Annotated in this window: 23 protein-coding genes and 2 tRNA genes; 3 read left to right on the top strand and 22 right to left on the bottom strand. The window is 72.2% G+C overall.

The annotated features are described in order from the left end of the window. Nucleotides 1–34: 34 nt before the first annotated feature. The 18 genes from ACSMHG_RS05580 to metG form a co-directional block, all read right to left on the bottom strand. The gene (locus ACSMHG_RS05580; RefSeq protein ID WP_435742470.1) at nucleotides 35–517 is read right to left on the bottom strand and encodes a hypothetical protein; all 483 of its coding nucleotides are present in this window, start codon (nucleotides 515–517) and stop codon (nucleotides 35–37) included. Between the two features lie 132 nt (nucleotides 518–649). Further along, nucleotides 650–1933, bottom strand: coding sequence for an ATP-dependent Clp protease ATP-binding subunit ClpX (clpX, locus tag ACSMHG_RS05575; RefSeq protein WP_435742468.1), 1284 nt, complete (start codon nucleotides 1931–1933; stop codon nucleotides 650–652). 85 nt (nucleotides 1934–2018) lie between these two features. Then, nucleotides 2019–2633, bottom strand: coding sequence for an ATP-dependent Clp protease proteolytic subunit (locus tag ACSMHG_RS05570; RefSeq protein WP_435742466.1), 615 nt, complete (start codon nucleotides 2631–2633; stop codon nucleotides 2019–2021). A 4-nt stretch (nucleotides 2634–2637) separates the two neighbouring features. After that, entirely contained in the window at nucleotides 2638–3243 is a 606-nt protein-coding gene (locus tag ACSMHG_RS05565; protein ID WP_435742665.1) for an ATP-dependent Clp protease proteolytic subunit, read from the bottom strand. 116 nt (nucleotides 3244–3359) lie between these two features. After that, nucleotides 3360–3860 (bottom strand): SRPBCC family protein, encoded by a 501-nt coding sequence (locus ACSMHG_RS05560; protein WP_435742464.1) that lies wholly within the window; start codon nucleotides 3858–3860, stop codon nucleotides 3360–3362. Next, on the bottom strand, nucleotides 3857–5029 hold the full coding sequence (locus ACSMHG_RS05555; RefSeq protein WP_435742462.1) for an esterase/lipase family protein: 1173 nt from the start codon (nucleotides 5027–5029) through the stop codon (nucleotides 3857–3859). Before ACSMHG_RS05555 ends, ACSMHG_RS05560 begins: the two co-directional genes overlap by 4 nt. Before the next feature lie 62 nt (nucleotides 5030–5091). Further along, nucleotides 5092–6486 carry a trigger factor gene (gene tig, locus ACSMHG_RS05550; protein WP_435742460.1) on the bottom strand — a complete coding sequence of 465 codons (1395 nt, stop codon included), beginning with the start codon at nucleotides 6484–6486 and terminating at the stop codon, nucleotides 5092–5094. Nucleotides 6487–6543: 57 nt separating this feature from the next. Then, nucleotides 6544–6616 (bottom strand) — tRNA-Pro (locus tag ACSMHG_RS05545). Between the two features lie 36 nt (nucleotides 6617–6652). Next, nucleotides 6653–6723 (bottom strand) — tRNA-Gly (locus ACSMHG_RS05540). A 93-nt stretch (nucleotides 6724–6816) separates the two neighbouring features. Then, nucleotides 6817–7905: a PP2C family protein-serine/threonine phosphatase gene (locus ACSMHG_RS05535; RefSeq protein WP_435742459.1), complete on the bottom strand. Its 1089-nt coding sequence runs from the start codon at nucleotides 7903–7905 to the stop codon at nucleotides 6817–6819. A gap of 33 nt (nucleotides 7906–7938) precedes the next feature. Further along, nucleotides 7939–8781, bottom strand: a complete 843-nt coding sequence (locus ACSMHG_RS05530; protein ID WP_435742458.1) for an Fpg/Nei family DNA glycosylase — start codon at nucleotides 8779–8781, stop codon at nucleotides 7939–7941. Continuing rightward, a complete protein-coding gene (locus ACSMHG_RS05525) occupies nucleotides 8774–9274 on the bottom strand; it encodes a ribose-5-phosphate isomerase (protein ID WP_435742456.1) in 501 nt (166 codons plus the stop codon). The genes ACSMHG_RS05530 and ACSMHG_RS05525 overlap by 8 nt, the downstream gene beginning before the upstream one ends. A 13-nt stretch (nucleotides 9275–9287) precedes the next feature. After that, the gene (locus ACSMHG_RS05520) at nucleotides 9288–10157 is read right to left on the bottom strand and encodes an alpha/beta hydrolase (protein ID WP_435742454.1); all 870 of its coding nucleotides are present in this window, start codon (nucleotides 10155–10157) and stop codon (nucleotides 9288–9290) included. A gap of 14 nt (nucleotides 10158–10171) precedes the next feature. Further along, entirely contained in the window at nucleotides 10172–10741 is a 570-nt protein-coding gene (locus ACSMHG_RS05515) for an LURP-one-related family protein (protein WP_435742451.1), read from the bottom strand. Nucleotides 10742–10873: 132 nt separating this feature from the next. After that, nucleotides 10874–11491 (bottom strand): LysE family translocator, encoded by a 618-nt coding sequence (locus tag ACSMHG_RS05510; protein ID WP_435742449.1) that lies wholly within the window; start codon nucleotides 11489–11491, stop codon nucleotides 10874–10876. A 69-nt stretch (nucleotides 11492–11560) separates the two neighbouring features. Continuing rightward, nucleotides 11561–11821: a hypothetical protein gene (locus tag ACSMHG_RS05505; RefSeq protein ID WP_435742447.1), complete on the bottom strand. Its 261-nt coding sequence runs from the start codon at nucleotides 11819–11821 to the stop codon at nucleotides 11561–11563. Nucleotides 11822–11867: 46 nt separating this feature from the next. Beyond that, the gene (locus ACSMHG_RS05500) at nucleotides 11868–12251 is read right to left on the bottom strand and encodes a VOC family protein (protein ID WP_435742445.1); all 384 of its coding nucleotides are present in this window, start codon (nucleotides 12249–12251) and stop codon (nucleotides 11868–11870) included. Nucleotides 12252–12276: 25 nt separating this feature from the next. After that, nucleotides 12277–14070, bottom strand: coding sequence for a methionine--tRNA ligase (gene metG, locus ACSMHG_RS05495; RefSeq protein WP_435742442.1), 1794 nt, complete (start codon nucleotides 14068–14070; stop codon nucleotides 12277–12279). A 63-nt stretch (nucleotides 14071–14133) separates the two neighbouring features. Between metG and ACSMHG_RS05490 the strand changes: the two genes are divergently transcribed. Continuing rightward, a complete protein-coding gene (locus ACSMHG_RS05490) occupies nucleotides 14134–14811 on the top strand; it encodes a GOLPH3/VPS74 family protein (RefSeq protein WP_435742440.1) in 678 nt (225 codons plus the stop codon). A gap of 5 nt (nucleotides 14812–14816) precedes the next feature. Beyond that, on the top strand, nucleotides 14817–16055 hold the full coding sequence (locus ACSMHG_RS05485) for a DUF2254 domain-containing protein (protein WP_435742438.1): 1239 nt from the start codon (nucleotides 14817–14819) through the stop codon (nucleotides 16053–16055). On the opposite strand, the gene ACSMHG_RS05480 is transcribed toward ACSMHG_RS05485, so the two are convergent. Together ACSMHG_RS05480 and ACSMHG_RS05475 are read right to left on the bottom strand one after the other, a co-directional pair. After that, complete coding sequence (locus ACSMHG_RS05480) at nucleotides 16052–16654, bottom strand: mycothiol-dependent nitroreductase Rv2466c family protein (protein WP_435742436.1); 603 nt, start codon at nucleotides 16652–16654, stop codon at nucleotides 16052–16054. The genes ACSMHG_RS05485 and ACSMHG_RS05480 overlap by 4 nt on opposite strands. 54 nt (nucleotides 16655–16708) lie before the next feature. Beyond that, nucleotides 16709–18358 (bottom strand): CHAP domain-containing protein, encoded by a 1650-nt coding sequence (locus ACSMHG_RS05475; RefSeq protein ID WP_435742434.1) that lies wholly within the window; start codon nucleotides 18356–18358, stop codon nucleotides 16709–16711. 125 nt (nucleotides 18359–18483) lie between these two features. Here ACSMHG_RS05475 and pepN point away from each other — a divergent pair, with 125 nt between their 5' ends. Beyond that, nucleotides 18484–21036, top strand: coding sequence for an aminopeptidase N (gene pepN / locus ACSMHG_RS05470; protein WP_435742432.1), 2553 nt, complete (start codon nucleotides 18484–18486; stop codon nucleotides 21034–21036). 111 nt (nucleotides 21037–21147) lie between these two features. Here pepN and ACSMHG_RS05465 read toward each other — a convergent pair whose 3' ends face one another. Both ACSMHG_RS05465 and ACSMHG_RS05460 read right to left on the bottom strand, forming a co-directional pair. Continuing rightward, nucleotides 21148–21537, bottom strand: coding sequence for a DUF5130 family protein (locus tag ACSMHG_RS05465; protein ID WP_435742429.1), 390 nt, complete (start codon nucleotides 21535–21537; stop codon nucleotides 21148–21150). Beyond that, nucleotides 21524–21886, bottom strand: a complete 363-nt coding sequence (locus ACSMHG_RS05460) for a hypothetical protein (RefSeq protein WP_435742427.1) — start codon at nucleotides 21884–21886, stop codon at nucleotides 21524–21526. The genes ACSMHG_RS05465 and ACSMHG_RS05460 overlap by 14 nt, the downstream gene beginning before the upstream one ends. Nucleotides 21887–21913: the final 27 nt, after the last annotated feature.

Genomic DNA, 21913 nt, shown 5'->3' with positions numbered 1-21913 from the left:
CCACAAGTCACGACTCGACCTGAACGGCGGCACGTCAGCGGCGCTTGCTGTGGCCCTTGGCCTTGCCGTGGTGACCTGGTGCGGACCCCTTGCTGCGGTCCGCGGCCTTGCTGCGGTGGTTCGGCGACTGGGCCTTGCGGTGGCCCTTGGCCTGGCCGGGGTGACCGGTGCTCCGGCCGGGGCCGCCGGCGGAGTGCCCGGGCGCCTTGCCGTGCGGGGGGCGTCCCGGCCGGTCCACCGGTGGGCTGACCTGCTCCGCCGTGCCCCCATGCGAGGTGCCAGCCGGACGTCGTCGAGCGACAGTGGCATCGCTGTGCGGCGCGGCCTCGACCACGGCTTCCGTCGGCTCGTCAGCGACGAGCCGGACGCCGCTGACGACGCCCTGGGCCACCGCCTGCGACACCCCGGCGCGTACGGCGGAGCGCGCGTCGCTGCGCATGCCCGTGGCCGTGATCCCCGCCGCCATGATCAGCACGAGGACGAACACGGCGACCTGCCGCTTCTGCTGCGTCTGCACCTTGCCTGCCTGTCTCGCTCCGCCGCGGTGGCGGCCACTCCCTCAAGGAAACGAGCGCGCACCCCGGCGCGACATGGCCCGTTCGGGTCATCTCGCACCACCCGACCGGGCCATGGGCGCCGTGGCGCCCGGTCAGGCGGACTTCTTCTTCTTCGCCTCCGACTCGCGCGGGACGAGGGTCGGGGTGGCCTCGCCGCGGACGACCTCACCGGTCACCACGACCTTGGCGATGTCACCGCGGGAGGGGACGTCGTACATCACGTGGAGCAGGACCTCTTCGATGATCGCGCGCAGGCCGCGGGCACCGGTCCCCCGCTCCATCGCCTTGTCGGCGATGGCGGCGATGGCGTCGTCGGTGAAGTCGAGATCCACACCGTCGAGGTCGAAGAGCTTCTGGTACTGCTTGACCAGCGCGTTGCGGGGCTCGGTCAGGATCTGCACCAGCGCCTCCTGGTCGAGCTTGTTGACGCTCGCGATGAGGGGCAGCCGGCCGATGAACTCGGGGATCAGGCCGAACTTGGTGAGGTCCTCGGGACGCACCTGCTGGAGCAGGTCCTCGGCGTCGCGCTCGGCCTGGCCGCGCACCTCGGCGGTGAAGCCGAGCGACTTCTTGCCGACCCGCTGCTCGACGATGTGCTCGAGCCCGGCGAAGGCACCACCCACGACGAAGAGGATGTTGGTGGTGTCGATCTGGATGAACTCCTGGTGCGGGTGCTTGCGGCCGCCCTGCGGCGGCACCGAGGCGGTGGTGCCCTCGATGATCTTGAGCAGCGCCTGCTGGACGCCCTCGCCGGAGACGTCGCGGGTGATCGACGGGTTCTCGGCCTTGCGGGCCACCTTGTCGATCTCGTCGATGTAGATGATGCCCGTCTCGGCCTTCTTGACGTCGTAGTCAGCGGCCTGGATGAGCTTGAGCAGGATGTTCTCGACGTCCTCGCCGACGTAGCCGGCCTCGGTGAGCGCCGTGGCGTCCGCGATGGCGAAGGGCACGTTGAGCATGCGGGCGAGGGTCTGGGCGAGGTAGGTCTTGCCGCAGCCGGTGGGACCGATGACGAGGATGTTCGACTTCGCGACCTCGACGGCCTCTTCCTTGCTGTGCTTGCCCGCGACGGGCTGGAGGCCCGCCTGGACCCGCTTGTAGTGGTTGTACACCGCGACCGCGAGGGACTTCTTCGCCTGCTCCTGCCCGATGACGTAGGAGTTCAGGAACTCGAAGATCTCCTTGGGCTTGGGCAGCTCGTCGAGGCTGACCTCGGCGCCCTCGCTCAGCTCCTCCTCGATGATCTCGTTGCAGAGGTCGATGCACTCGTCGCAGATGTAGACCCCGGGGCCCGCGATGAGCTTCTTGACCTGCTTCTGGGACTTCCCGCAGAAGGAACACTTCAGCAGGTCGCCACCGTCACCGATTCGTGCCACGGCAGGTCATCCTCCTCAACAGTGCTGAACTCAGGAGACGGTACCCCGTGCCGGCCCCATCTCGGGGCCGACACGGGGTGACACGTCAGGACGTCGTGAGCGCCGGCGTCGCCTTGCGCGACTCGACCACCTGGTCGATGAGGCCGTAGTCGACGGCCTGCTCGGCGGTCAGGATCTTGTCGCGCTCGATGTCGCGGCTGACCTGCTCCAGGTCGCGGCCGGAGTGCGTGCTGATCATCCGCTCCAGCAGCTCGCGCATCCGCAGGATCTCGTTGGCCTGGATCTCGATGTCCGAGGTCTGGCCGAACGTGCCCTCGGTGTAAGGCTGGTGGATGAGGATCCTGCTGTTCGGCAGGGCCAGCCGCTTGCCGGGGGCACCCGCGGCCAGCAGGATCGCCGCCGCGGAGGCCGCCTGGCCGATGCAGACCGTCTGCACGTCGCACTTGATGAAGTTCATCGTGTCGTAGATCGCCGTCAGCGCGGTGAAGGAGCCACCGGGGCTGTTGATGTAGATCTGGATGTCCTGGTCGGGGTTCATCGACTCCAGGCACATCAGCTGCGCGATCACGGCGTTGGCGACGTCGTCGGAGATCGGCGTGCCGAGGTAGATGATGCGGTCCTCGAAGAGCTTCGCGTAGGGGTCGATCCGACGGAAGCCGTAGGAGGTGCGCTCTTCCCACTGCGGGATGTAGTAGTTCACGGGGTCAGTCCTTCTGGTGGGCCGGGCGGCCGTCGTCGGCGGCGTCGCGGGCGGACTTGATGACGTGGTCCACGAGGCCGTACTCCTGGGCCTGGTCGGCGGTGAACCAGCGGTCGCGGTCGGCGTCGGCCTCGACCTGCTCGCGCGACTGGCCGGTGTGCTCGGCGATCAGGTCGAGGAGGACCTGCTTGATGTGGAGCGACTGCTGCGCCTGGATCTTGATGTCCGAGGCGGAGCCACCCATGCCGGAGGACGGCTGGTGCATCATGATCCGCGCGTGCGGCAGGGCGTAGCGCTTGCCCTTGGTCCCGGCGCAGAGCAGGAACTGGCCCATCGAGGCCGCCAGGCCCATGCCGACGGTGGCGACGTCGTTGGGGATGTAGTTCATGGTGTCGTAGATCGCCATGCCGGCGTCGACCGAGCCACCCGGGCTGTTGATGTGCAGGAAGATGTCGGTCTCGGGGTCCTCTGCCGAGAGCAGCAGCAGCTGTGCGCAGATCGCGTTGGCGTTCTGGTCGCGGACCTCCGAGCCGAGGAAGACGATCCGCTCGCGCAGCAACCGCTGGTAGATGTGGTCATCGAGGACGTTCAGACCTGCGCCACCGTTCATCTCTGGGGCGCCGGAGGGGCTGGGGTTCTGGGTCACGTCGTCGACCCTAGCCCGCAGGTCCGACACTTCCACGGCCAATCCCCCGCTGTTCGCCGACAGCGGATTCTTCCCCCCGCTCAGCGCCCGGCGGGAGGACCGCCGCGTTCCTCGGCCGCGGCCGCGAGCCGCTCGACGGTGAGGGCCATCCCCGCCTCGAGCTCGTCGGCGTGCGACGCCGAGCCGCCCAGCGCGAGGGGCGCGAAGGCCCTGCTGAGCACGGTGAGCCGATGGGGAACCGGTCGACGGTGGACCACACGGGTGCGCTGCCCGTCTGGGCCGTCAGGCGCCAGCTCCCAGATCCAGCGGGCGCCGCTGGAGGTGGTGAGCCACGCCAGGGTGCGGCCGGGCACCACGGTGTCGACGACGCTGCGCGTCGGCCACACCACGGGGCCTCGCCGGTTCACGCCGAGGTACCACTGGCCGACCCGGAGCCCACCGCGCTTGAGGGGGACCATCCGCACCAGCTCGGGGCTCCAGCGCGGCAGCTGTCCGACGTCGGCCAGCAGGGCCCACACCCTGGCGGGCGGGGCGTCGACGAGCGACTCCACCCGGAGCTCGCGGTCGGCGGGACCGGTCATGCGAGCCATCGTCGCATGGCGCGGTGCACCTCGGGATGGTTGAGCAGCCCGAAGTGGTCGGTGCCCCCGACGTGCAGCACCTCCGCCCCGGGGAAGAGCGTGCGGCCGCTCCGGTCCCGCCCGTAGGCCGAGCGCGGCCGGACCAGCAGGTCGCCGACCAGGTGGCCGACGGGGTGGCGCTCCCGGTGGGTGAGCGTGGCGGCGACCAGGCGGTAGCGCGCGTGCGGCAGCGGCGGGACGTCCTCCGCGAGCCCTGCCACCAGGTCGTGGACGCCGACCGAGCGCCAGTCGAGGACCCGGCCGAAGGCCGCCGTCTCCGGCAGCACGCCGAGCCCGCGGCTGCCGTGGCCGATGCCCCACGCGATCGGAGCGCCCAGGTGCGGGGTGCCGAGGGTGACCACGTCGGAGACCAGGTCGGCCCAGGGGCGCTCCGCCGCGGACGCGACCGCGCCGGCCGCCCGGGCGACGAGGCCGCCCATCGAGTGGCCCACCAGCGCGAGCCGGTCGACCTCGACCGGCCAGCCCTCGACCAGGCGCTGGAGCAGCGCCGCCATCGCCACGCCGTTCTCGCGCAGGCCGAGGCCGGTGTTGGCCCGCAGGAAGACCGGGGTCCACCCCCGGACGGCCAGCGCCTCGCCGTACGTCGTCCCGAGCCGCTCGCGGCCGCGGTCCCAGTAGGCCTCGGTCTCGCAGAGCCCGTGCAGGAAGACCACGACGCGGGACGAGGCGTCAGGGAACGCCGTCGCCAGGTCCTCCAGCGGCACGTCGCGCCCGCCGCTGCGCACCGCCATCGGGATCGCCATCTGCGGGCGCTCCCGCTGCAGCCGGTCCCCGATGAGGCCGTTGATCGCGGAGCTCACGAAACGGCCGCGGGGGCCGTCCTCCAGGCGCGGCCCGGCCCCGGTCGCCGCGGCGCGGTCCACGCCGGCGACCACACCGGCCAGGCCCGCCGAGATCCCGCCGTACACCGCTCCGGCGATCGCCCGGTGCGCCACCTCGGGAACCGTGGAGGCGCCACCGGTGGCCCGCCGGAGGAGGCCGTGGACCCGGTCGCTCCACGCGAGGTGGGTGTCCCGCACGCTGCCGACGACGAGCTGGTCGGCGACCTCTCCGAGCAGCGAGAGGGCGTCGAGGTACGTCGGGCCGGCTGCGGCGGTCGTCCGGGGCACGGAACGACGATACCCGCCTGAGTGCACACGTGTGCACCCAAGCGGGTATCGACTGCTCGAGGTCAGTCCTCCGGCGAGGACTCCTCCTCGACGGCCTCGGCGGCCGCCTCGGCCTGAGCCTCGGGGTCGGCGATCGTGCCGTCGGGCTGGAGGTTCTTCAGCTCGACGACGTTGCCCGAGGCGTCCTTGACGACCGCGGACTCCACGATCGTCGCCAGCGCCTTGCCGCGCAGGATCTCCTGCACCAGCTCGGGGATGTGGTTGTGCTCGAACATGTGGTTCGCGAACTCCTGCGGGTTCTGACCCGACTGCTGGGCGCGACGCACGAGGTGCTGGGAGAGCTCGTTCTGGTCGATCCCCAGCTCCTCCTTCTTGGCGATCTCGTCGAGGAGGAACTGGGCGGCGACGGCGTCGCGGACCCGGCGCTCGAGCTCGGCCTCGAACTCCTCCTGGGTCTGCCCCTCGTCCTCGAGGTACTTCTCCATCGTGATGCCGGCCTGAGCCAGCTGCTGCTCGATGTTCTGGCGGCGGGCGTTGAGCTCGTCGGTGACGATGCCCTCGGGCAGCGGCACCTCGACCTTCTCCAGCAGCGTCTCGAGGACGGCGTCGCGGGCCTCGGCGGCCTGCTCGAGGCGCTTGCCACGACCGAGCCGCTCGCGCACGTCGGCGGTCAGCTCCTCGATGGTGTCGAACTCCGAGGCCAGCTGGGCGAACTCGTCGTCGGTCTCCGGCAGCTCCTGCTGCTGCACCTGCGAGACCTTGACCTGCACGTCGACCTCCTGGCCGATCAGGTCGCCGCCGACGAGCTGGGTGGTGAACGTCTTCTCCTCGCCGGCGCTCATGCCGGTCAGGGCCTCGTCGAGGCCCTCGATCATGCCGCCGCGACCGACCTGGTAGCTCATGCCGCTCACCTCGGCGCCCTCGACGACCTCGCCGTCCTGGGTGGCCTTGAGGTCGAGCACGACGAAGTCGTCCTCGGCGGCCGGGCGCTCGACGTCGACCAGCGTGGCGAACCGCTCGCGCAGCGCCTTCAGCTGCTCCTCGACGTCCTCGTCGGTGACCTCGACGTCCTCGACGCTCGCCTCGAGGCCCTCGTAGGAGGGCAGCTCGATCTGCGGGCGGATGTCGACCTCGGCGGTGAACTCGAGGGTCTCGTTGTCCTCGAACTTCGTGACCTCGATCTCCGGCTGGGCCAGCGGGCTCAGCGAGTTCTCCTCGAGCGCGGCGACGTACTTCTGGGGGAGCACGTCGTTGATCGCCTCGTCGAGGACGACGCCGCGGCCGACCTGACGGTCGATGACCATCGGCGGCACCTTGCCCCGGCGGAATCCCGGGACGTTGATCTGCTGGGCGATCTTCTTGTACGCCGCGTCGAGGCTCGGCTTGAGCTCCTCGAAGGGCACCTCGACGGTCAGCTTGGCCCGGGTCGGGCTCAAGGTCTCGACGGCGCTCTTCACAGGCTGTCTCCTGTCAATCGTTGTCTCGTTCACCGGTCGGTGAGGGTGGGTGGTGCGTCGGGGCGACAGGACTCGAACCTGCGGTCTCCTGCTCCCAAAGCAGGCGCGCTAGCCACTACGCTACGCCCCGCCAAGAGGCCCGCCGGAGGACCGGCCGGCTCCTGAGAGCGGATGACGGGAATCGAACCCGCGTAGCCAGTTTGGAAGACTGGGGCTCTACCATTGAGCTACATCCGCGCGCCTGCTCCGGGCGTGCGCGCACGTCCGGCTCCTGCGCCCCTCATCGTGCCACACCGCCGCTGGACTCCCCCAAACGGCCCGTACGGCGCCTCAGCGGCGGTTGACCACCACCATGGCCCGGTCGTCGTTGCGCGAGCCGAGCGCCGCCACCAGCCGGTCCGCGGCGCCGGCGAAGTCGCCGCGCAGCAGACCCTCCGCCTCGCCGAGCATCCGGTCGATGCCGAGCTCGATGTCGCGGTGCGGCTGCTCGACCATCCCGTCGGTGTAGAGCAGCACGGCGTCACCCCGGTGCAGCTGGCCCCGCGCCGGGACGTAGGTCGCCTCGTCGATGAGGCCGAGGATCGGCCCGTGGCTGTCGAGGACCAGCCACCGGCCACTCCCGGCGGCGCGGACCGCGGCCGGCGGGTGGCCCGCGGTACGGATCTCGTAGCTGCCGGTGCGCAGGTCGAGGGTGAGGTGGATGGCCGTGGCGAAGCCCTCGTCCCAGCCCTGCTGGAGCAGGTAGTCGTTGGCCGCGGGCAGGAACCGGTCCGGTGGGAGCGCCCCCAGCAGGCCGCCGAAGGCGCCGGAGAGGAGGAGCGCCCGGGTGCCCGCCTGCTCGCCCTTCCCCGAGACGTCGACGACGACGACCTCGAGCCGGTCGCTGCCGTGAGGACGCGTCGCGACGACGAAGTCGCCGGCGAACGGAGTGCCTCCGGCCGAGCGGAGCGCGGACTCGACCTGCCACTCCGCCGGCAGCGACGGGATGCCGCCCTGGTTGAGGATCCGGTCGCGCAGGTCGACCAGCATCGACTCCCCCAGCACGTTCGCGACCCCGAGGCGGGACCGGCGGAAGGAGGTGAGCAGGACGATGAAACCCATCACGAACTGGGTGGTGACGGACCCGACGATGCGCGAGTCGATCGTCTCCTGCACGGCCAGCGAGATGGTCAGGAGGAGCATCACGACGATGACGAACCACGGGAGGGTCCGCGGCCCCAGCCCGATGCTGCCGAGCAGCAGGAGCACCATCAACGTGTTGAGCGGCATCTGTTGGGGGAACAGGGCGACCAGCACGGTCAGCACGACGCCGACGAGCGCCAGGCCTACCGCCCAGCGGGTCTCGCGGGGCACGTGGCGACGGACCACCGACGAGTAGCCACGGCGGCTCACTCGTCCGGCGTCGTACGCAGCGGTCATGGTCGCCTCATCGCGGGTTCGGTCCGGGGGCGCTCATCGTACGGCGCGCGAGCGGAACGGCGGCTGGCAGCGCGGGCACCAGAACAGGTTGCGGCCCTGGAGGACCTCGGTCCGCACCGTGGCGCCGCAGACGTGGCAGGCCTGTCCGTGGCGACGGTAGACGTAGACCTCGCCGCCGTGGTCGTCCACGCGCGGGGCGCGGCCCATCGCGTCAGGGGTGTGCTCGGGGCGCACGGTGTCGATGCGGCCGGTCCGGACGCCGTCGGCCATCAGCTCCACGAGGTCGTCCCACATCGCCTGCCACTGCCCGCGACGCAGGGTGCTCCCGGGCCGCAGCGGGTGGATCCGGTGGCGGAAGAGCAGCTCGGCGCGGTAGACGTTGCCCACGCCGGCCAGGACGCCCTGGTCCATGAGCAGGCCGCCGATCGGGGCCCGGCTGCGGCGGACCCGGTCCCACGCGCGCTCCGGGTCGGCGTCCGGACGGATCGGGTCGGGGCCGGACCGGGCGACGACCGCGTCGCGCTCCTCGACCGTCATCAGCTCGCAGGCCGTGGGGCCACGCAGGTCGGCGTACGCCGTGCCGTCGATCCGCACCAGGCGCAGCCGGACCTGGCCCACGGGGTCGGGGACGTCCACCACCTGGGCGTGGACGTCGAAGGTGCCGTAGAGGCCGAGGTGGACGTGGACGAACCGGTCGCCCGGGAACTCCACGAACAGGTGCTTGCCCCAGGCCTCGGCCCCTTCGAGGACCTGGCCGTCGAGGAGGGCGGCGGCGTGGGCGAAGCGGCCCTGCGGGCTGCCGACCCGGACGGCGCTCCCGGCGAAGGCGTCGGTGAGGTGGCCGGCCAGCCGGTGGAGGGTGTGTCCCTCAGGCATGGCCCTGTGCGGACTCCGGCAGCGGTGGCAGCTCGCGGGTGGTCTCGTACGACGCGAGCTGGCCGATCCGGCGGACGTGCCGCTCGTCGCCGCTGAAGGGGGTGGTGAGGAAGACCTCGATGAAGCGCGTCATGTCCTCCACCGGGTGCATCCGGCCGCCGACCGACACGACGTTGGCGTCGTTGTGCTCGCGAGCCAGCGCGGCGGTCTCCTCCGACCACACCAGGGCCGAGCGGACGCCGGCGACCTTGTTGGCCGCCATCTGCTCGCCGTTGCCGGACCCGCCGATGACCACGCCGAGGCTGTCGTGGCCCTCGGCGCGCTCGGCCGCGACCGCCTCGGCCGCGCGGAGGCAGAAGACCGGGTAGTCGTCGAGCGCGTCGTAGACGAACGGGCCGTGGTCGACCGGCTCGTAGCCGTGGTCGCGCAGCCAGGCGACGAGGTGGTCCTTGAGCTCGAGGCCGGCATGGTCGGAGCCGAGGTGCACGCGCATGGCGCGCATCTTCTCAGCCCAGGTGCTTGCGCAGGAAGCCGGCCACCTGCCACTGCACCGGCTCGGAGGCGGGGAAGGCCGCCGGGTGGCGCCAGAACCCGTGGAGCTGGCCCAGCGAGCGGCTGGCGACCACCTCGACGCCCTCCTCCACCAGCCGGTGCGCGAGGTGCTCGCCCTCGTCCCGCAGCGGGTCGTGCTCCGCGGTCAGCACCAGGGTCGGGGGCAGCGTCGCCAGCCGCTCGGACCGCAGCGGCGCCAGGTCGGGGTGCTCGAGGTCGGCCGGCGTCGCGGCGTACTGCTGCCAGTACCAGGCGCCCTCCCGCGGGTCGAAGCCGTCGGCATGGGTGCGGTAGGACTCGAACGACGCGGTCGGGTCGAGGAAGGGGTAGACCAGGGCGACGGCCCGGAAGACACCGGGGTGCCGGAGCGCCGCGACCAGGGCGAGGTTGCCACCGGCGGAGTCGCCGTGGACGGCGTACGGCCCGGGCTGGTGGCGCCGCAGCCAGCCGACGACCGCGGACACGTCGTCGGGGGCCGCCGGGAACCGGTGCTCGGGCGGGCGTCGGTAGTCGACGCTGAGCACCGCCGTCCCGGTCCGGTTGGCCAGCCGGCGGGCGGCCGGGTCGTGCACGTCGACGTCGTGGAAGACGAAGCCGCCGCCGTGCAGGTGGACGACGACCCCGGGCCGCGCACCAGCGGGGCGGTAGAGCCGGCAGGGCACCCCGTCGGCGTCGAGGTCCCGGATCTCGGCGACGTCCTCGCGGGGCTCGGCCAGCGCCTCGGCACGCGCTCGCGCCCGCTCGGCGGCCAGGTCGTGCTCCGCCGACCACGCCGGCGGTCCGCTGGGCTGCTCGAGCGCGCGCCGCGACTCCGGGAAGAGCACTGTGGCAGCCCGCCTCAGCGCTGCATCAGCGCGTCGAGGCCCACCGCGATCGCAGCCGCGACGCGGAAGTCGACCCGCTGGTCGGGGACCTGCACGACGTACCGGTCACGGACGCTGACCTGGCGCTCCACCGACAGCAGCGGCTGCCCGTCCGAGCCCGTGAAGTCGAAGTGGATCGGCAGGAACGGGATCTCGGTGAACCGGCGGATCAGCGCGACCGCCATGCTCCGCTCCTGACCCGTGCCGGCGTAACCCGGCCCTTCGACGTGGAACGTCGAGCGCAGCAGGCTGGCGCCGAACTCCTTGCGGAAGAACCCCAGGGCCTGGCCGGACTCGTCGGTGATGTCGTAGCCGGCGTTGAAGTCCAGCCGCTGGCGCGCCTTGAACCCGAAGACCGGTCGGCTCTTCGAGGCGTCGCTGTAGAAGGTGACCTGCTCCTTGAAGGCGAGCCGCTTCTGCTCGGCGAGCCCGTACATCTGCCCGAACGACCCGTCCGGGTTCGCGGCGTAGAGCTCGTAGCGGTTGGTCGTGAGGGCGATCTTCTGCTTGACGTAGAAGGTCGGCAGGTACATCTGCGCGGTCATGCCGAGGAGCCTAGGGGCTCGGGCGGGGTCGGCGGCAGCGGGTTCGGGCGTGCAGCGGCACGGTCCCCACAGTGTCCAAGCGGGCCCGGGCAGGCCGAGGCCGGAGCAGGCCCGGGCATGCCTCAGCGGGCCTCAGCGGGCCTCCGCGGGGCTCTCGACCGCCAGCCGGGCGCCCAGCAGCGCGAACGACGCCGCGAACCCCCGACGCAGCCGGGCCACCAGCCGCGGCCGGGCCAGCACCCGGTCCCGCACGGCGGCGGCCGCGACGCCGTACGCCGCGAAGACGACGAACGTCATCGCCATGAAGACGGCGCTGAGCCCGAGCATCGCGGGCACCGAGCCGGTGCCCGCGGGCACGAACTGGGGCAGGAACGCGAAGAAAAACAGGGTCAGCTTCGGGTTGAGCAGGTTGAGCGTGACCCCGGAGACGATGACCGCCCGCGCCCCACGAGGCCCGTCGTCGTCGACGGTGAGTGCCCCCGTGTCGCGCCAGGTCGACCACGCCATCCACAGCAGGTAGGCGACGCCGGCGTACTTGAGGACCTGGAAGGCCGCGCCGCTCGCGTGCAGCACGGCTGCCAGGCCGGTGATCGCGGCGAGCAGGTGCGGCACCGTGCCGAGAGTGCAGGCGAAGGCCGCCAGCACGGCGGCGCGCGGCCCGCGGGCGAGGCCCGCGGCGAGGGCGAAGAGTGCTCCGGTCCCGGGGGTCGCCACGATGACGAGCGACGTGAGCAGGAAGGCGAGGGTCACGGGCCGACGCTAGCGTCGCGGGCTGTCCCCCGTCACCACCCGGCGCCACCGCCGGCAGCCGACGACCGCTCAGCCCCCGCCGTTGTCGCCGCCGAGCGACCCGGGCTCGGTCGGCTCCGTGAAGTCGACGTGGTGACCCGAGCGCACCGCTCGGGCGACCTCGCGCACCCAGGCGTCGTCGTCGAGGGCCAGGCCGGCGCGGGCCATCTCGCGGCGCAGGTGGTCCTCGACGTCGATCTCGGCGTCACGGGTGTAGGCGGTGGCGGTCGCGTCGACCGCCTGCTGGGTCGCCGCCCGGAACTGGCGCTCGTCGATCGGCTCGCTCGTCATGGCCGTCCCGTACCCCCGCTCGCCGGCCTCGACACGACAGGGGTGATCACCAGCGGCGGCGCGAGAGGACCAACCGGTAGCCGTCGGGGTCCTCGATGGTGACGCCCCACCGGTCCCAGTACGGGTTCCGCGCGGCCACCACCCGTCCGCCGTGCGCGCACAGGCGGGCGACGAACTCGTCGTCCGCGTGCTCCCCGAGGTAGAGCACCAGCAGGTCCTCCTCCGTCGGCCGAGGCGTGATCGCGGCGTCCTCGACCAGCTCGAGGTGCCACGCAGCATCCGGCCACCCGAGCATCACCAGCTGGTGACCGTCGACGACCCGGGTCAGCACGTCGAGCCCCAACCCGTCCGCCCAGAAGGCCTCGGCACGCCGTAGGTCGGTGGTGGGCCGAGCGATCCGGAGGTGTGAGTGCGCGTCAGGTCGTGCCACGCAGCGACCGTACGGCCACCGACGATCATCCACCCAGCCGGGCCAGCTCCTCCTCGACGACCGACGAGTCGAGCTTGGTGAAGACCGGCGTGGGCTTCGCGACGGGCGTGCCGACGACGATCGGGCGCCGCTCCCAGCGCGGGACCGAGGAGTACTCGCCGGTGATGATCGGGTACGGCGCGCCGCCGTCGAGGTCGTCGGCCTCCTCCAGCCGAGGCATCGGCGCGACGTCGCCGGCGCCGCCGAAGGCCCGGTCGACCTCGTTCGCCGCGAAGGGCAGGAACGGCGCGAGCACCAGGTTGAGGTCCGCGACGCACTGCGCCACGACGTGCAGCACGGTCCCGAGGCGCTCGCGCTGCTCCTCGCCCTTCAGCTTCCAGGGCTCGGAGTCCGAGACGTACTTGTTGACCTCGCCGACCGCGCGCATCGCCTCGCCGATCGCCTGCTTCTGCCGGTGCCGGCCGATGAGGTCGCCGACGGTGGCGAACGCGCCCTCGGCGACCGCCAGCACCGCCTCGTCCTCGGCGGTCAGCGGACCGGCCGGCGGGATCTCGCCGAAGTTCTTGGCGATCAGGTTCGCGGTGCGGTTCACCAGGTTCCCCCACCCGGCGACCAGCTCGTCGTTGGTGCGGCGCACGAACTCCGCCCAGGTGAAGTCGGAGTCCTGGTTCTCCGGCCCGGCGGCGGCCACGAAGTACCGGAACGCGTCGGGCTGGTAGCGGCTGAGCAGGTCGCGGACGTAGATGACGACCTTCTTGGAGGAGGAGAACTTCCGGCCCTCCATGGTGAGGAACTCCGAGGAGACCACCTCGGTCGGGAGGTTGAGCCGGCCGTACTCCCGTGGCTCGCCGCCCTTGCTCCCCCGCCCGGCGTAGGCCAGCAGCTCGGCCGGCCAGATCTGGGAGTGGAAGGTGATGTTGTCCTTGCCCATGAAGTAGTAGGACAGGGCCTCGGGCTCGTTCCACCACTCACGCCAGCGCTCGCCGTCACCCAGCCGTCGCGCCCACTCGATCGAGGCGGAGAGGTAGCCGATGACGGCGTCGAACCACACGTAGAGCTTCTTGGTCGGGTTGTCCTCCCAGCCCTCGAGCGGCACCGCGATGCCCCAGTCGATGTCGCGCGTCATCGCGCGGGGCCGGATCTCCTTGAGGATGTTCTGGCTGAAGCGGATCACGTTGGGGCGCCACAGCCCGGTCGCCTCCCGCTCGTCGAGCCACTCCCCCAACGCGTCCGCGAGCGCCGGCAGGTCGAGGAAGAAGTGCTGGGTCTCGACGAACTCCGGGGTCTCGCCGTTGATGCGCGACGTCGGGTTCTTCAGGTCGGCCGGGTCGAGCTGGTTGCCGCAGTTGTCGCACTGGTCGCCGCGCGCGCCGTCGTACCCGCAGATCGGGCACGTGCCCTCGATGTAGCGGTCCGGCAGGGTGCGACCGGTGGACGGCGAGATCGCGCCGTAGGTCGTCTTCTCGACGAAGTAGCCGTTCTGGTGCACGCCGCGGAAGAGCTCCTGGACCACGGCGTGGTGGTTGCGCGTCGTCGTGCGGGTGTAGAGGTCGTAGGAGATCCCGAGGGCGACGAGGTCCTCGGCGATGAGCCGGTGGTTCTGGTCGGCGAGCTCCTGCGGGCTCAGCCCGGCCTCGTCGGCGGCGATGAGGATGGGCGTGCCGTGCTCGTCGGTGCCGGACACCATGAGCACGTCGTGCCCCGCCATCCGCATGTAGCGGCTGAAGACGTCGGAGGGCACGCCGAACCCGGCGACGTGGCCGATGTGGCGCGGGCCGTTGGCGTATGGCCAGGCGACGGCGGACAGGACTCGGCTCATGGGCCCGATCCTAGGGTTCGACACCCGGTCGGCCGTCCCCGCGTCGGCGCTAGCGTGACCCGCATGACCCTGATCGGCGAGGACCTGCTGCTCCTGCTGCTCGACGACGAGTCCGGATCCCTCCAGGCGACGACCCACCTGCAGGTCGCTCTCGGCGGTGCGCTCCTCGTCGAGCTCGCGCTGCGCGGCGCCGTGGAGGTCGAGGAGAAGCGGGGCTTCTGGCACACGGCGAAGGTGCGCGCAGTCGCGCCGGCGTCCGCTGTGGCGGACGAACCCGAGCTCGCGGACGCGCTGAGCACCGTCGCGGAGAGGGACCGGTCGGCCCAGGACCTGGTGACCCGGCTCGGCAAGGGCGCGCGCGACCGTCTCCTCGGCAGCCTGGTCGAGCGCGGGCTCGTCCGGCTGGAGCACGACAAGCTGCTCGGGCTCTTCCCGCGCCGTCGCTGGCCCGCGGTCGACTCCGCCCACGAGGAGCAGGTACGCCGCGCCCTGCGCGCCGCGCTCGTGGAAGGCGCCGAGCCGGACGACCGGACCCGGGCGCTCGTCGCGCTGCTGCACGCCCTCGGGCGCGCCCACCGCACCATCGATCACGAGGGCCTGTCGGGCTCGCAGGTCCGCCGGCGGGCCAAGGAGCTCGCGGAGGGCGAGTGGGCCGCGGCCGCGGTCCGCGACGCGATCACCGCCTCGACCGCCGCGGTGACCACCGCGGTGACCGTCGGCGTCGCGACCGGGTCGAGCTGAGCGCCGTGGCAGGCACGGGCGTGCGCGACGTCGGCCTCGCGCGGCGCGTCGTCCGGACGGTCTTCGGGCCGTTCTGGGTGATCCCGACGCTGTGGTGTGCCGGGGCGGTCGTCGCCGCGCTGCTGCTCCCGGCGGTGGAGAACGGCACCGCGTCATGGATGCCGCTGCTGTTCGGCGGTGGCGCCGAAGGCGCCCGCGCGGTGCTCTCCGCCATCGCCGGGGCGATGATCTCGGTCACCGGCCTGGTCTTCTCGATCACGATCGTGGTCCTACAGCTGGCGAGCAGCCAGTTCTCGCCGCGCGTGCTGGGCACCTTCCTCGACGACCGGATCACCCAGCACACGCTCGGGGTCTTCGCCGCGTCGTTCCTCTACTCGCTCACCGTCCTGCGCTCGATCGTCGACGAGGTCGGTCGCGAGGTACCGCAGCTGGCGGTGACCGGCGCCTACCTGCTCGTCCTGGCGGCCGTCGGCATGTTCCTCGCCTTCATCCACCACATCACCGAGTCGATCCGCGTCGGCACCATCGTGCGACGCACCAGCCACGACACCCGCCGGTTGCTCGAGAAGACGCTCGCCCAGCGGCCGGCGACGCCGGGCGAGCCGGAGCTCACCGAGCTCGCCGGCCAGCACGTCGTCACGGCGGCCCGCTCCGGATACCTCGACGCGGTCCAGGTGGCGCCGCTGGTCTCAGCAGCGCGGGACCGTGGCGTCCGGGTGGAGCTGCTGCACCGGCTCGGGACCTTCCTGCCCGAGGGCTCGCCGCTCGCCGTCGTGCACGGCGCACGCACGGGGGGCGGGGCCGACGGAGGCGACCTGGTGCACCGGCACGTGCAGCTGACGGCGGAGCGCAGCCTCCAGCAGGACGTGTCGTACGGCGTGCGGCGGCTCGTCGACATCGCCGAGCGTGCGCTCTCCCCCGGGGTCAACGACCCGACCACCGCGGCACAGGTGATCGACCAGCTCCACGACCTGCTGCGCCGGCTGGCCGTGCACCGCGACCCGACCGGGGTGGAGGCCGACGCCGACGGTGTCGCGCGGGTGGTGCTGCGCCCCCACTCCTTCGCCGACCTCCTCGACCACGCGGTCGACGAGGTCGCCCACTGGGGCGCCGACAGCCTGCAGGTGCCGAGGCGGCTGCAGGCGATGCTCGCCGACCTCGGCGCCGCCGCCCGCCCCGAGCACCGGCCCGCCCTGGAGGCGAAGCGGGCCGACGTCGACCGGGTGAGCGGCCGCGGAGGCTAGCTGAAGTCCAGCTCGGCGTCGCGGGAGCGCTTCAGCTCGTAGAAGTGCGGGTAGCCGGCGAGCAGCACCGCGCCGTCCCAGACCCGGCCGGCCTCCTCGCCGCGGGGGATCGAACCCAGGACCGGGCCGAAGAAGGCGGTGCCCTCGATGGCGATCGTCGGCGTACCGACCTCGTCGCCGACCTGGTCCATGCCGAGGTGGTGGGACTTCTTGATGGCCTCGTCGTAGGAGGAGTCGTCCATCGCGTCGGCGAGCGAGGTGGGCAGCCCGGCCTCCTCGAGCGCCGAGACGATCGTCTCCCGGGTGAAGTCCTGCCCCTCCTGGTGCCGGCGGGTGCCGAGCGCGGTGTAGAGCGGGAGCAGCACCTCCTTGCCGTGCGCCTGCTCGGCGGCCATGACGACGCGCACCGGCTGCCAGGCGTCCTTGAGCAGCTCGCGGTAGGAGTCGGGGATGTCCTTGTCCTGGTTGAGGTACGCCAGGCTCATCAGGTGCCACGTGACCGAGATGTCACGGACCTGCTCCACCTCGAGGATCCACCGGGAGGTGATCCAGGCGAACGGACAGGCAGGGTCGAACCAGAAGTCGGCGTTGGTCGTCATGTCCTTCCCCAACCCAGATCGAGCCGGAAGATTCCCGTCGGCGCCCGCCGGGACCTAGCGCGGCGCCACCTCCACCGTGGTCGCGCCGCGGCTGCCCCGGACCAGCTCGTCGCCCGCGTAGACCACCCGCACGCGCTTCTCGCCCGCACGCAGGCCCGGGACGAGGACCCGGGCCCGGCCCCGGGCCAGCGGTGCCTCCACCGTCCGGCCCCCGATGCGCACGACCACCGAGCCGGCCGGCTGGGGCACGCCAGGAGCCTTGACCCGCACGACGACGACCGCGCGGCCGGGGCGACCCTTGGCCCGCAGCACGAGCTGCGACTTGGTGACGACGCGCTCCTCGGAGCGGACGGTCCGCGTCACGCTGCGGTAGTGCGGCGCGCGCAGGGCGACCTGCAGGCCGATGCGGCGCCCGACGTCGCCGGGGCGCAGCACGTACGTCGGCCCGTCGGCGCCCGGGATGGGCTCGCCGTCCCGGAGCCAGGTGTGGGTGACCTGCGCGTCGGCGGGCGTGTACTCGCCGGCGACGGCGGTCAGGGTGCGACCCACCCGGCGCTTGCCGCGGATCTCGAACGGCGTGCGGACCTCGATCGTCCCGGCCACGACCCGCGCGGTCGGGGCGGACTCGAGCGTCACCTCGCGGTAGCCGACGGCCCCGGAAGTGACCCGCGCCGCGACCGCGGTGCCGATCTGCTCCTGACCGAGCACCAGCGTCCAGCCGGTGGCGCCGGCGATCGGCTTCCCGTCGGCGAGCCACTGGACGCTCTGGGTACCGGCGGCCGGGGCGAACTCCGGCCGGGAGACCGTGAGCGGCTGGTCCACCTCGGCGGTCCCGGTGATCACCGGGGAGGAGAGCTGCTGCAGGTCACCCGGGGACACGGTGGGCCCGGCAGCCGACCGGGCCGACGTGGCGACGTACCCGTTGCGCTTGGCGGTGATCTTCACCCGCAGCCTCTTGTTCAGGTGCGAGGCCGTCGGCGTGAACGACGCCGTGGTGGCGCCGGCGACCGCCTTGCCTGCGACCAGCCACTGGTACTTGTAGGTCGCCGACGGCTGCCACGAGCCGACGTCGGCCGTGACCGCCCGACCGACCGCCGGGGTGCCGACCACGGCCGGCGGCTGGTCGTTGACGACGGTGGCGTCGTTGAAGTGGATGAAGCCGCTGGGCCAGCCGGTGCCGTCCTTGGTGATCCGGCGCCAGGAGAAGTCGCCACCCCAGCTGTCCTCGGAGACGATGATCTCGCGGTTGGAGACGACCTGCTCGACGTACGCGACGTGGCCGGACGAGCCCGCCCCGGGGACGTTCGCCTTCCACCACGCCACCGCGCCGACCATCGGCGTCTGGTCGGTGATCGAGGCCATCTGGCGGCCCCAGTGCTCGGCGTTGCCCCCTCCGTCCCACGGGCGGGTGTTCGGCATCCCGCTGCGGACCATCCGGTAGGCCACGTAGTTGGTGCAGTTGTGCCCGGCGTACATCCGCCAGAACATCTGCTTGCTCGCGGCCTGGTAGCCCGCGTTGCTGTAGCCCGCGTCGCGGCAGCCGGCGTACCCCTTGCACAGGTACGTCGAGCCGGCCGAGGCCGGCGCTGCGGGGGAGATCGTCACCCCGGTCAGCACCGAGCCCAGGAGCAGCACGACTGCGGCGAGGACGCGACGCCGGGCCGGCGGCTGGTGCGGACGGGACGGCTGTGACGGGTGAGGCACCCGCGCACTGTAGTGAAGAAAGTCAAGCACCGACACGCGGATCTCAAAAGTTTTCTCCGATGACCCCTGAGGTCCACCCGCGGCCGGCTCGGGGCCCCCGCACCGCCGGTGGCAGGATGCGGCGCATGCCTGGAACCAACCTGACGCGGGACGAGGCCGCGACCCGAGCCGCACTCCTCGACGTCACGTCGTACACCATCGACCTCGACCTCACGACCGGCGAGAAGACCTTCGGCTCGACCACCACCATCGAGTTCACCTGCCGCGAGCCCGGCGCCGAGACCTTCGCCGACCTCGTGGACGCGACCGTCCGCGAGATCACCCTGAACGGCGAGCCGCTCGACCCGGCCACGGCGTACGCGGACAGCCGCATCGCCCTGCCCGGCCTGCAGGCCGAGAACGTGCTCGTCGTGCGCGCCGACTGCACCTACTCCCACACCGGCGAGGGCCTGCACCGCTTCGTCGACCCGGTCGACGACCGGGTGTACCTCTACTCGCAGTTCGAGGTGCCGGACGCGCGCCGCGTCTACACGACCTTCGAGCAGCCCGACCTCAAGGCGCCGTTCACCTTCACCGTGACCGCCCCGGCCCACTGGGTCGTCGTCTCCAACTCCCCCACGCCCGAGCCGCGACCGCTCGAGGGCGCCGACAGCGACAAGGCGGTCTGGGAGTTCGAGCCGACCAAGCCGATGTCGACCTACATCACCGCCATCGTCGCCGGCGAGTACCACGCCGAGCACGACGTCTACCGGGGCAAGCACGGCGACATCCCGCTTGGCCACTACTGCCGCCAGTCGCTGGTCGAGCACATGGACACCGCGGCGCTGGTCGAGACGACCAAGCAGAGCTTCGAGTTCTTCGAGGAGAAGTTCGACTTCCCCTACCCCTTCGGCAAGTACGACCAGCTCTACGTGCCGGAGTACAACATGGGCGCGATGGAGAACGCCGGGTGCGTGACCCTGCGCGACGAGTACCTGCCGCGCAGCCGCCAGCCTCGCTCGTTCTACGAGTTCCGCACCTCCGTCATCACCCACGAGATGGCGCACATGTGGTTCGGCGACCTCGTGACCATGAAGTGGTGGGACGACCTCTGGCTCAACGAGTCGTTCGCGGAGTGGGCCTGCTACTGGTGCGAGGCCGAGGCCACGGAGTTCACCGACGCCTGGACCGGCTTCGCCAACGCCCGGAAGCAGACCGGCTACCGCGCCGACCAGCTGCCCTCGACGCACCCGATCGCGGCCGACAACGTCGACCTGCACGCGGTCGAGGTCAACTTCGACATGATCACCTACGCCAAGGGCGCCTCGGTGCTCAAGCAGCTGGTCGCCTGGGTGGGCCTCGACCCGTTCGTCGCCGGCCTGCGGCAGTACTTCAAGGACCACGCGTTCGGCAACGCGACGTTCGACGACCTGCTCGCCGCGCTCGAGCGCTCGTCGGGCCGCGAGCTCGGCGGCTGGGCCCAGGAGTGGCTGCAGACCGCCGGCGTCAACACGCTCCGCCCGGCGTTCGCGCTCGACGAGGAGGGCCGCTACACGTCGTTCTCGGTCGAGCAGTCCGCGCACCCGGACTGGCCGACCCTGCGCCGGCACCGGCTCGGCATCGGCCTCTACGACCGTCGTGACGGCGCGCTCGTGCGCCGCGACTACCTCGAGATCGACGTCGAGGGCGCCACGACCGCCGTCGAGCAGCTCGTGGGCGTCGACCAGCCGGACCTGCTGCTGCTCAACGACGAGGACCACGCGTACGCGAAGATCCGGCTCGACGAGCGGTCGCTCGCCACCGTGGTCGGCGGGCTCTCCGAGCTCGAGGACTCGCTGCCCCGGGCGATCGTGTGGGGAGCCGCGTGGGACATGACCCGCGACGGCGAGATGCCCGCGACCGACTGGGTCCGGCTGGTCCTGGCCAACATCGGCCAGGAGACCGACGCGTGGGGCGTCACCCGGATCCCCGCCTCGACGGCGCTCGCGGTCGAGTTCTACTCCGACCCCGCCGGCCGGCCGGCGCTCAAGGCCGAGTGGGAGACCGGCCTCCGCGAGCTCCTCCTCGGCGCCGCGGAGGGCAGCGACCACCAGCTGACGTTCGCCCGCGCGTACGCCGCGGCCGCCCACTCCGACCAGGCGGTGGCGGACCTGCGGTCGCTGCTCGACGGGTCGTGGGAGGTCGCCGGCCTCAGCGTCGACCAGGACCTGCGCTGGGAGCTGGTGCGGAACCTGGCCCGGCTCGGCGTCTTCGGCGACGCCGAGATCGACGCGGAGCTCGAGCGGGACCGCACCAGCTCGGGCAAGGAGAAGGCTGCCGCGGCCCGCGTCGCGCAGCCGACCGCGGAGGCCAAGGCGGCCGGCTGGGCCGCGATCATGGACCCGGCCACGCCGAACGAGACCTCGCGCGAGATGGTGCTGTCGATCTTCCGCTTCGGGCAGGCCGACGTCATCGAGCCCTACCTCGAGAAGTACCTCGAGGCGGCCGGCACCGCGATCGACCGGCTCGGCTTCCACAAGGCCTCGGTCCTCCTGGAGCACGGGTTCCCCAAGCCGCTCGCGACACAGGCGACGGTCGACCGGCTCGACGCCTGGCTGGCCGACAACGACGCGCCCAAGGCCGCGCAGCGGTACGCCGGCGAGGCCCGAGCCGAGATCGTCCGGGCGCTCGCGGCCCAGGAGCGCGACGCGCGCGGCTGAGCCCCGCCGTACGACGACGGCCGGCCTCCCACCCGGGAGGCCGGCCGTTGCGCGTCACCCCCACGACCGTCGAGGTGGCAGCCCTGCACGGTCGGCGGGGACGGGGGTCGCTCAGTCCTCGGCGGCGTGGAGGGTCTGCGGCGACCGGGCGTGGTCGGCCAGCAGGTGGATGCCGCGGACCAGGCCGTCGACCAGGTCGCCCTCGGCGAAGGCGTGCTGCATCTGGAGGGCCGCGAGCTCGACCTCCTTGTCGGAGAGGGAGCGCCGCACCCAACCCCCGGTCACGATCTCGAGCGCCCGCGCCGCGGGGTCCACCATGATCAGCACGCTGCGGGACGGCGCCACGAGGGAGTTGTGCAGCTGCGTGGCGAACGCACGCGGGTCACCCTCGGCCACGCCGACGAAGACGGAGAACTCCACCCGCGAGTACCGCTCCGCGCTGCGGATCGCCTCGTCGAGCCGGACCCGCTCACGCGGGCTGAACGGTTCACCAGCGGGCACTTGCGCCACCGGCCTCCGAGTCGTCGCGGTCCGGGGCGGCGAGCTCGGCGGTCGACTTGCGCGGCCCGCCGATCCACTGGTTCTCGATGGTCGCCTGGCCGGGCGCGACGCGCTCACCACGCGCCAGCGCCGGGACGTAGACGGCGAGCATGATCACCACGACCAGCAGCAGCGGGAGCCCGCCGAGCAGGAGCAGCGCCTCGAGGCCGTCGACCGGCGGCGGCTCGGACCAACCCTCGGGCACGTCGGCGCTCGCCGGCGCGGACAGCGCGAGGCCGGCCAGCAGGACGGCCGCCAGGGCGGTCAGGACGGTGGCGGCCCGGCGGAGGACGGGGATCGTGGCGGTCACGCGGCCAACGATATCGGCACCGTGCCG

It is taken from the genome of Nocardioides ureilyticus (assembly GCF_051280745.1).
In the GTDB taxonomy this organism is placed as follows: Bacteria; Actinomycetota; Actinomycetes; order Propionibacteriales; family Nocardioidaceae; genus Nocardioides.
This window is presented reverse-complemented; position numbering and strand designations above follow the sequence as displayed.

Bases quoted from the DNA above. Each gene is read 5' to 3' on its own strand.
- ACSMHG_RS05505 (WP_435742447.1), bottom strand. From the start codon at position 11,821: ATGACGAGCGAGCCGATCGACGAGCGCCAGTTCCGGGCGGCGACCCAG.
- ACSMHG_RS05560 (WP_435742464.1), bottom strand. From the start codon at position 3,860: ATGACCGGTCCCGCCGACCGCGAGCTCCGGGTGGAGTCGCTCGTCGAC.
- ACSMHG_RS05565 (WP_435742665.1), bottom strand. From the start codon at position 3,243: ATGAACGGTGGCGCAGGTCTGAACGTCCTCGATGACCACATCTACCAG.
- ACSMHG_RS05490 (WP_435742440.1), top strand. From the start codon at position 14,134: ATGACCCTGATCGGCGAGGACCTGCTGCTCCTGCTGCTCGACGACGAG.
- metG (WP_435742442.1), bottom strand. From the start codon at position 14,070: ATGAGCCGAGTCCTGTCCGCCGTCGCCTGGCCATACGCCAACGGCCCG.
- pepN (WP_435742432.1), top strand. From the start codon at position 18,484: ATGCCTGGAACCAACCTGACGCGGGACGAGGCCGCGACCCGAGCCGCA.
- ACSMHG_RS05535 (WP_435742459.1), bottom strand. From the start codon at position 7,905: ATGACCGCTGCGTACGACGCCGGACGAGTGAGCCGCCGTGGCTACTCG.
- ACSMHG_RS05515 (WP_435742451.1), bottom strand. From the start codon at position 10,741: ATGACCGCGCAGATGTACCTGCCGACCTTCTACGTCAAGCAGAAGATC.
- ACSMHG_RS05480 (WP_435742436.1), bottom strand. From the start codon at position 16,654: ATGACGACCAACGCCGACTTCTGGTTCGACCCTGCCTGTCCGTTCGCC.
- ACSMHG_RS05525 (WP_435742456.1), bottom strand. From the start codon at position 9,274: ATGCGCGTGCACCTCGGCTCCGACCATGCCGGCCTCGAGCTCAAGGAC.
- ACSMHG_RS05530 (WP_435742458.1), bottom strand. From the start codon at position 8,781: ATGCCTGAGGGACACACCCTCCACCGGCTGGCCGGCCACCTCACCGAC.